The sequence below is a fragment of the Idiomarina zobellii genome, assembly GCF_900100855.1.
GTDB classification, from domain to species: Bacteria; Pseudomonadota; Gammaproteobacteria; order Enterobacterales; family Alteromonadaceae; genus Idiomarina; species Idiomarina zobellii.
Window position 1 is genome coordinate 93439 of record NZ_FNCB01000006.1, and the last position, 7336, is coordinate 100774.

Consider the following 7336-nt stretch of genomic DNA (forward strand, 5'->3'; position numbering starts at 1 on the left):
TATGACCGCTGTAACTTCCGTAGAAGAATTTGCACAACGTCGGCAGGCGCTTATGAAGCGTTTGCCATTAGGCGCTGTCGCCATTATTGCTGGTAACAGTGAAGTCACACGCAGTAACGACACTGAGTATCCGTTTCGGCAAAACAGTGACTTTTTCTATTTGACCGGCTTTGCCGAGCCCGACGCGGTGCTGTTACTGGTTAACGGTGAAAAGCCGCAAAGCTTACTGTTTTGTCAGGACAAAGACCCGCAGCAGGAAGTTTGGCACGGCCTGCGTTTAGGTTATGAAAACGCAGAGCCGACGTTAAAAGTCGACGCCGCTGAAGACATAGACGCCATTGAAGAGCGACTGCCGGACATACTGAAAGGTATGGATAGCGTGTTCTATCTCATGGGCGACCAGGCCGAAGTGGGCGAGCTAATTAACGGCGCACGCAACCAATTGCAGCAAGCAGCCAGACGCAGCGGCGAATTACCGCCACAAAGTCTGGGCGACTTACGTGCGTTATTAGACGACATGCGACTGATAAAATCAGAGGCTGAAATTAACGTCATGCGCGAGTCGGCACGCATTAGCAGCAACGCGTTTCGCCGCATTATGCGCTTTGTTGAGCCCGGCAAACACGAGTATCAGGTCGGTGCCGAGCTGCATCATGAGTTTGCCATGAACGGCGCACTGTATCCTGCCTACGGGATGATCTGCGGTGGCGGCGCCAACGCTTGCGTACTGCACTACACCGACAACAAAGACGTACTAAACGACGGCGATTTGATCCTCGTCGATGCCGGTGCCGAGTATCAGGGGTATGCTGCCGACATTACCCGTACTTTCCCGGTTAACGGCAAGTTCAGCGACACCCAGCGCACCTTGTATGAACTGGTATTAAAAGCCCAACAAGCGGCGTTTGAGGAAATAAAACCGGGCAGCAATTTGGTTAACGCCAGCAACGCTGCCGCGCGGGTGATTAACGACGGTCTGGTTGAGTTGGGTATTATCGACGGTGACCCGGACACCGCGTTTGAAGCCGTGCGCTGGAAAACCTACTTTATTCACGGTTTAGGGCACTGGCTGGGACTCGACGTACACGACATGGGTCGCTACAAAGATGACAACGGCAAACCGGTACCCTTTGAGCCGGGCATGGTGTTGACCGTTGAACCGGGTATTTATATTCCCGAAGACGCCGACGTTGATGAAAAGTGGCGCGGCATTGGCATTCGTATTGAAGACGATCTGGTAGTCACCGCTGAAGGTTATGAAAACCTCACCAGCGACGTGCCTAAAACCATAGAAGAGATAGAAGCATGGATGAGCGGCAAGTAATATCTGCCGATGTTGCCATTGTTGGCGGCGGTCTGGTTGGTGCGCTGACCGGTATGATGCTGGCGCAGCAGCGCCCGGACTGGCGTATTGTTATTTGTGAACCCCGTAAAGAAGGCCCACCCAACGACAAACGCATTATTGCGCTGGCCGCAGCATCTGCTCACCGTTTGTCAAAGCTGGGCGTACTCGACAATATTGCCCACGAGCCCATTAAGCACATTCATATTTCCGATCGCGGCTTCATAGGCGGTACTGAGCTGCATGCCGAACAAGAAGGCGTGGAAGCTTTAGGTAAAGTGGTAGCCGCGTCTGAGTTGGTCGGCCGCTTATACGACAGTTGCCAGCAACTCAGTAACATTACCTGGTTAGGCGGCGTGCGCGCCGAACAAGTGCAACAAGAGTCTGCTCAGACACGCGTCGTTTTGGACAACCAACAGCAGGTACATTGCCGTTTACTGATTGGTGCCGACGGACAAAACTCGTTGGTGCGCGAGCAGTTACGACTGAAGTCAGACGTGACCGATTACGGGCAGTATGGCTGTATTGGCATCGTTGACCTCGAACAACCACTCGATGGCTGGGCGTACGAACGCTTTACCGAAAACGGACCCATTGCGCTTTTGCCAATGCAGGGGAATCAGGCGTCGTTGGTGTGGAGCTTTACCGAAAAGCAGCTAGCCGAAGCCGAAAAATGGACAGACGCAGAGTTTTTACAACGTTGCCAAAAAGCCTTTGGTTATCGAGCCGGGCGTTTTAAATCGGTATCGCCGCGAGTGTTTTATCCGCTTATTTTGCGCCGGGCGAAACGTTCAACGCATCACCGCGCGGTTATTATTGGCAATGCCTCGCACGCGTTGCATCCTATTGCGGGGCAGGGCTTTAATTTAGGACTGCGCGACGTCGAACAGCTGTGCGAAAGCTTAGCCAAAGCAACCGACCCTGGCGCTTTTGAGCATCTGAATAATTACGAACAGCACCGCGAACGCGACTACGAGTCTATTATTCGGTTAACCGACGGTTTAGTGCGCGGCTTTTCCAATCAATTCTGGCCAACCGTGCTGGGGCGTAACAGCGCACTCATGCTGTTGCAGCACTGCGCACCGTTAAAGTCCCGCTTTGCCCGCCTAACCATGGGGATGAAACCATGACACGCAAACAGACTGACATTGTGGTTGTTGGCGGCGGAATGATAGGCCTTAGCCTGGCCACCAAGCTGGCGCAACAAGGCCGGCAAGTGGTGGTGTTAGAGCGCCACGACCAGCCCGAGCTGACTGAAGAATTGGCATTGCGGGTTAGCGCATTAAACGATCGTAGCCGCAGCGTGCTGGCCGACTGTGGTGCCTGGCAAAAAATACAGGCGCATCGCACCGGGCCTTATAACAGCATGCAAGTGTGGGACAAAGACAGCCCCGCCCATATTGAATTTTCCGCTGTCGAAATTAACGCCGAAGACATTGGCGCTATTGTCGAAAACAATGTGGCCGAACACTTTTTGTGGGAAAGTGCCGAACAGGCTGGCGTGGAAATCATTCAAACGGACAGCTGGAAATTAATAAGCGCGGGCGACGAGAGCAGTCCCGCAGAAGTAAACGTGGGTGAGCAGTTACTTTCCGCTAACCTCATTATTGGCGCGGACGGCGGGCGCTCGCAAGTGCGTCAGTTTGCCGAACTCCCCATTAGTTTCTGGGACTACGAGCAGCGCGGCATTGTCGCCAATATTCATACCGAACAGCCTCATAACGGCGTTGCCCGACAAGTGTTTTTACCCACCGGACCGTTGGCGTTGTTACCGACGCCCAACTCACATATTGTTTCTATTGTTTGGTCTGCCGACGAACCCCTAGCGGCGCAGTTACTGAGCGAAACACCAGAGCGTTTTGCGAAACAGGTAGAGACAGAGTCTGGTCGAGTGCTGGGTGCGTGCGAATGCGTGTCAGACATAAAAGCTTTTCCGCTTAGAATGCAGTATGCACGCCAGTGGTTTCATCAGCGCATTGTGCTGGCCGGCGACGCCGCGCACACCATACACCCGCTTGCCGGGCAGGGCGCTAACTTAGGCTTTGGTGACGTTAGCGAGCTGTGCAAACAGTTGCAGGGCGTGGACTTAAAAGCGCTGAACGACTTAACCAAACACTTAAACGCCTACCAACGAGCCCGCAAAGCCGACACCCAAGTTATGATAGCCGCCATGGAGCTGTTTAAACGCGGCTTTGGTACCGCCAACCCGGTTGTAAAAGGCCTGCGGGCATTAGCCTTTGCTATTCCCAACAAGTTCACGCCGTTAAAACGTAAACTGGCGGAAGTGGCGTTAGGTTCAAACTAACCGGGCTCCGTTTCCGGTAAATGATGTGTCCAGATATTTTGTTTTACTTAAGCGATAAACCCACATCTTAAGAATAAACCCCGTATTCCAAACGGGTAATTATGTCCAATACAGCTTCAGTATTTGTGTGACTGTCTAACATATCAATAGGGCGCATATGACCAAGTCCGGGGACTTTTTTGGTCATCCATTCAACGGCCGCCTTACGGTCACCGTCAAATAAATCAGTTGAACGAGCAAGTACTTCAATAAGGCTATATAACTTATCACTCTCCTCCGTGGTAAGGCGTCCTCCTTTCTTACGACGCAGGAAAGTTGTTGGCGGTATGTGTAGCGCTTCAATAATGCTTTTCTGAGTCATTTCCATAGAGCTTGCCACGTGGTTAAGTACTTTTATTGGTAATCCATTGGCAATTTGCTCCCTCAATCTTGAGTCTTCATTTGGAAGGCCTAACTCTGCCCATATATCTTTAGGCTGCATTACTGGAGTGTATTCTCGTAACTCCATAAATCCTCCGCATGGATCTTTAAAAATAACCGTTTGGTTAATGATAGCACAGTTCAAAATTTCTGCAGTTTTAATTGAAATTAGTAGCTTGGTGAACCAAGTAACAAGGTTACACAAGCTGGTATGGGAAAAGAATCAGACGAAGCATACTGTGCTGTATGAAGAAGCTGAATTATATTAGGATTGTTACCGATAAAACGTAAATTTTCAAATTTGTGTTTTATCATAATTTAAGCTATATATTAATTCATTAACTTAGTTATGGAGTTATATATGGCAAGGGTTAGAACGCCACCTTCGATGGATGAACTTTTTTCAGTTTATTCTCCGGAGGATGTTTTTAGAGTTATGAAAACCTACAGTATCACCAATTCTGAAGGTGAGTACTTGCCATGGGACAAATTTAAGTGGCGTGTCAACAAAGGCGATAACCCGGAACTTGCCTGGTTAGCGACTAAATTGGCTCGGACTAATGTCAGCCGGAACTTGCCAGAGCTTTGCGGCGTTAATGAATCATCATGTTTTAAGCTGTGCATTCCAGACTCTCTTCAGGCCAAGCTGCATTATATCGATAAGCTGACCGGCGGCTCGCAAAGCGTTTCTGACCATCCTTTTTTCGGAAAGCAGGAAAAGAACGCCTATTTAGTCCAAAGCTTACTGATGGAGGAGGCTATTACGTCGTCACAATTGGAAGGGGCGTCGACAACGCGCAAAGTTGCGAAAGAAATGCTTGAGTCCGAACGTCAGCCACAGAACAAGTCGGAACAAATGATAGCCAATAACTATCGGTTAATGAAGCGGGCTGTCAGCTTGAAAAACGACGAGTTAACCATTCCGCTTATTCTGGAATTACACGAAATAGCGACCCATAAAGGCATTGATAATGACGCCGTGCCGGGCGAGTTCAGAACCAGTAACGACATTGATATACGCGACCAATACAACGACGTAGCGCATGTTCCGCCAGCGGCCAGAAGCCTACAGGAGCGCATGGAAAAGCTTTGTCAGTTTGCCAATGAAGAGCATGGGCAACTGAACTCCGATAACTTTATTCATCCGTTGGTAAAAGCCATTATTTTGCATTTTATGGTGGCTTACATTCATCCTTTTGGCGATGGTAACGGACGTACCGCAAGAGCGCTTTTTTATTGGTTTATGCTGAAATCGGGCTACTGGCTGTTCGAGTATGTGTCCATTAGTAAGCTCATTCAGGAGAAGCGCACCGACTATGATCGCGCGTTTTTATACACTGAAACCGACGACAATGATCTCACCTACTTTTTGTACCATCAGGTAGACATTGTCGTAAAAGCGGTCGATGCGTTACGGGAGTATATAGAGCGCAAACAAAAAGAAATGTTCGAGTTTATGAACTGGGTTGAAAAAAGCGCCGTAGCCAACGCTCTAAAACGAGGGCAGCTCGACATACTCAAAGAAGCAGTGAAGAACCCCGGACGGGTATTTACCGTGAAAACCGTAGCAAACAACCTTGGCTGCAATGAAAATACCGCACGCACCTATTTGAATGACCTCGCCAAGCGAGACCTGCTATTGGTCGGTAAAGCTAGCAAAGGCAAAGCCATGCGCTACATTGCGCCCGCTGATCTCGCCGAGCGGTTGTAGTCAGCGTGTCCTGATGTAACTACGTCAGGTGCGGTATCTATTCAACAAAGTAGCTAACAGGAAGGTTAAAATATCCGGCAAAGCCTTTTGCTTGGTTTAGGTTGACAGTGCGCTTGCCGTTTAACAACTCGCTTATTACGCTTTGAGGCGCTATATTTTTTAAGTCTTTCTGTTTTACCGAACGGGTTTTCATTAGCATTTTTAGCTTCTCGGCAACTGGAACAGTAGGCATTTCCATTTGATCTTCAAATTCTTCAATGCGATCAGAAATTGCGTTAGCAAACACTAGCACAATATCGTTTTCGTGCTGAGCCAAATCCATTAAGTAGTCCATAACGTCGGCTCTCTCAAGAAGCTCTTTTTCAGACTGAATGGGTGTATAAGTGTAATGAAAAAGCTCAACGGCAGTTCCAGCAAACTCCATTGCTGTAGCACTTATTGCCGAAGCGACTTGTCCCAGCGCTACCATTTCGTCCTGTTGAGCGTTCATAGTCATTACCTTCTTAATTTGCCTTGGTGAACATTGTGTTTACACCACTTGTCGTACTCGGAGTGTGACAAAATATCTCTTACAAAGAGTGTATTGTGTCCTAGTTTTGCAAGTATTCGGCAGTTGCTTCCGTGGACATCAAAAATATATAAATCAAATATGGTGCCATAGTCACCGTTCTCATTCTTCAGCCGCTTTCCGGCTATTCGGTCTGTATTCCAACCGGATGCTCGGCGCCAAATACTTTTAATTTGGCTGTAAGAATGTGCATTAAGAGAGTTTTGACCAAAAACATGACACCATAAATCTAACCCCACTTGCCACTGAGGGTATTGAAGCATGGCATTTTTTACTCGCTTCTTTGTGATAATTCTCAAAATGCATCCTATGCTGATAAAAATATCGCATTTTGCGATATTTAGCAACTTAAAGTGAAACTAAGATTTCGGTGAACCAAGTAATAAGGTCACACAAGCTGGTATGGGAAAAGAATCAGACAAAGCATACTGTGCTGTATGAAAAAGCCATGCGCTACATTGCGCCCGCTGATCTCGCCGAGCGGTTGTAGTCAGCGTGTCCTGATGTAGCCTGATGAGATGGTCCCCTCCCTCTTACGGCATCGCAATGTGCCAATATAGAGGTTCAAGCTTCTATAGAAACAGAGTGGAGAGGACCAATGGCTATTGTAAACAGAATTGCACTGGATTTGGCAAAGGATTTTATTCAGGTTTTGGCGCTGGATGAAAATGAGCAGGAAGTGTTTAATAAAAAGCTGCGCAGCAACAAGGTGTTAGCGAAGCTGGCAACATTGAAACGTACAGATGACTGTGAAGTGGCGGTTGAGTCCTGCGGCATGAGTCATTACTGGCGCCGCGAATGTGAAAAACTGGGTTATAAAACGGTGGCGCTGCCACCACGCTTCGTCAAAGCGTATTTGCAGGGTGAGAAGAACGATGCAAATGACGCCCGGGCGATAGCCGAGGCGGCATCACGGCCTAATCGTCAGACGGTCAGGCTGAAAAGTATTGAGCAGCAGGATTTAGCTCTGATGGTGAATCAACGGGAAGG

7 protein-coding genes are annotated in these 7336 nt (G+C 48.7%); 5 read left to right on the forward strand and 2 right to left on the reverse strand.

The genetic code is table 11. The features are described 5' to 3' along the window. Position 1: 1 nt before the first annotated feature. From pepP to BLT32_RS07555, 3 genes are read left to right on the forward strand one after another with little or no spacing between them, the layout of a single operon-like run. Positions 2 to 1324 carry a Xaa-Pro aminopeptidase gene (gene pepP, locus BLT32_RS07545; protein WP_053953749.1) on the forward strand — a complete coding sequence of 441 codons (1323 nt, stop codon included), beginning with the start codon at positions 2 to 4 and terminating at the stop codon, positions 1322 to 1324. After that, a complete protein-coding gene (gene ubiH / locus BLT32_RS07550) occupies positions 1306 to 2472 on the forward strand; it encodes a 2-octaprenyl-6-methoxyphenyl hydroxylase (protein WP_053953750.1) in 1167 nt (388 codons plus the stop codon). Before pepP ends, ubiH begins: the two co-directional genes overlap by 19 nt. Beyond that, positions 2469 to 3647 (forward strand): FAD-dependent oxidoreductase, encoded by a 1179-nt coding sequence (locus BLT32_RS07555; protein WP_053953751.1) that lies wholly within the window; start codon positions 2469 to 2471, stop codon positions 3645 to 3647. The genes ubiH and BLT32_RS07555 overlap by 4 nt, the downstream gene beginning before the upstream one ends. Before the next feature lie 67 nt (positions 3648 to 3714). On the opposite strand, the gene parS is transcribed toward BLT32_RS07555, so the two are convergent. After that, positions 3715 to 4155, reverse strand: a complete 441-nt coding sequence (parS, locus tag BLT32_RS07560; RefSeq protein ID WP_053953752.1) for an Xre family toxin-antitoxin system antitoxin — start codon at positions 4153 to 4155, stop codon at positions 3715 to 3717. Positions 4156 to 4503: 348 nt separating this feature from the next. On the opposite strand from parS, the gene BLT32_RS07565 reads away from it, so the two are divergent. Beyond that, entirely contained in the window at positions 4504 to 5778 is a 1275-nt protein-coding gene (locus BLT32_RS07565) for a Fic family protein (protein ID WP_235443983.1), read from the forward strand. A 37-nt stretch (positions 5779 to 5815) separates the two neighbouring features. Here BLT32_RS07565 and BLT32_RS07570 read toward each other — a convergent pair whose 3' ends face one another. Further along, positions 5816 to 6268 carry a helix-turn-helix domain-containing protein gene (locus BLT32_RS07570; RefSeq protein WP_053953754.1) on the reverse strand — a complete coding sequence of 151 codons (453 nt, stop codon included), beginning with the start codon at positions 6266 to 6268 and terminating at the stop codon, positions 5816 to 5818. Positions 6269 to 6944: 676 nt separating this feature from the next. Here BLT32_RS07570 and BLT32_RS07580 point away from each other — a divergent pair. Continuing rightward, the coding region (locus BLT32_RS07580) for an IS110 family transposase (RefSeq protein WP_143020950.1) at positions 6945 to 7336 on the forward strand (392 nt) is incomplete at its 3' end.

What these genes read in the sequence shown, in the direction of transcription:
- parS (WP_053953752.1), bottom strand. Translation starts at nt 4,155, where the DNA reads ATGGAGTTACGAGAATACACTCCAGTAATGCAGCCTAAAGATATATGG.
- pepP (WP_053953749.1), top strand. Translation starts at nt 2, where the DNA reads ATGACCGCTGTAACTTCCGTAGAAGAATTTGCACAACGTCGGCAGGCG.
- ubiH (WP_053953750.1), top strand. Translation starts at nt 1,306, where the DNA reads ATGGATGAGCGGCAAGTAATATCTGCCGATGTTGCCATTGTTGGCGGC.
- BLT32_RS07555 (WP_053953751.1), top strand. Translation starts at nt 2,469, where the DNA reads ATGACACGCAAACAGACTGACATTGTGGTTGTTGGCGGCGGAATGATA.
- BLT32_RS07570 (WP_053953754.1), bottom strand. Translation starts at nt 6,268, where the DNA reads ATGAACGCTCAACAGGACGAAATGGTAGCGCTGGGACAAGTCGCTTCG.
- BLT32_RS07565 (WP_235443983.1), top strand. Translation starts at nt 4,504, where the DNA reads ATGAAAACCTACAGTATCACCAATTCTGAAGGTGAGTACTTGCCATGG.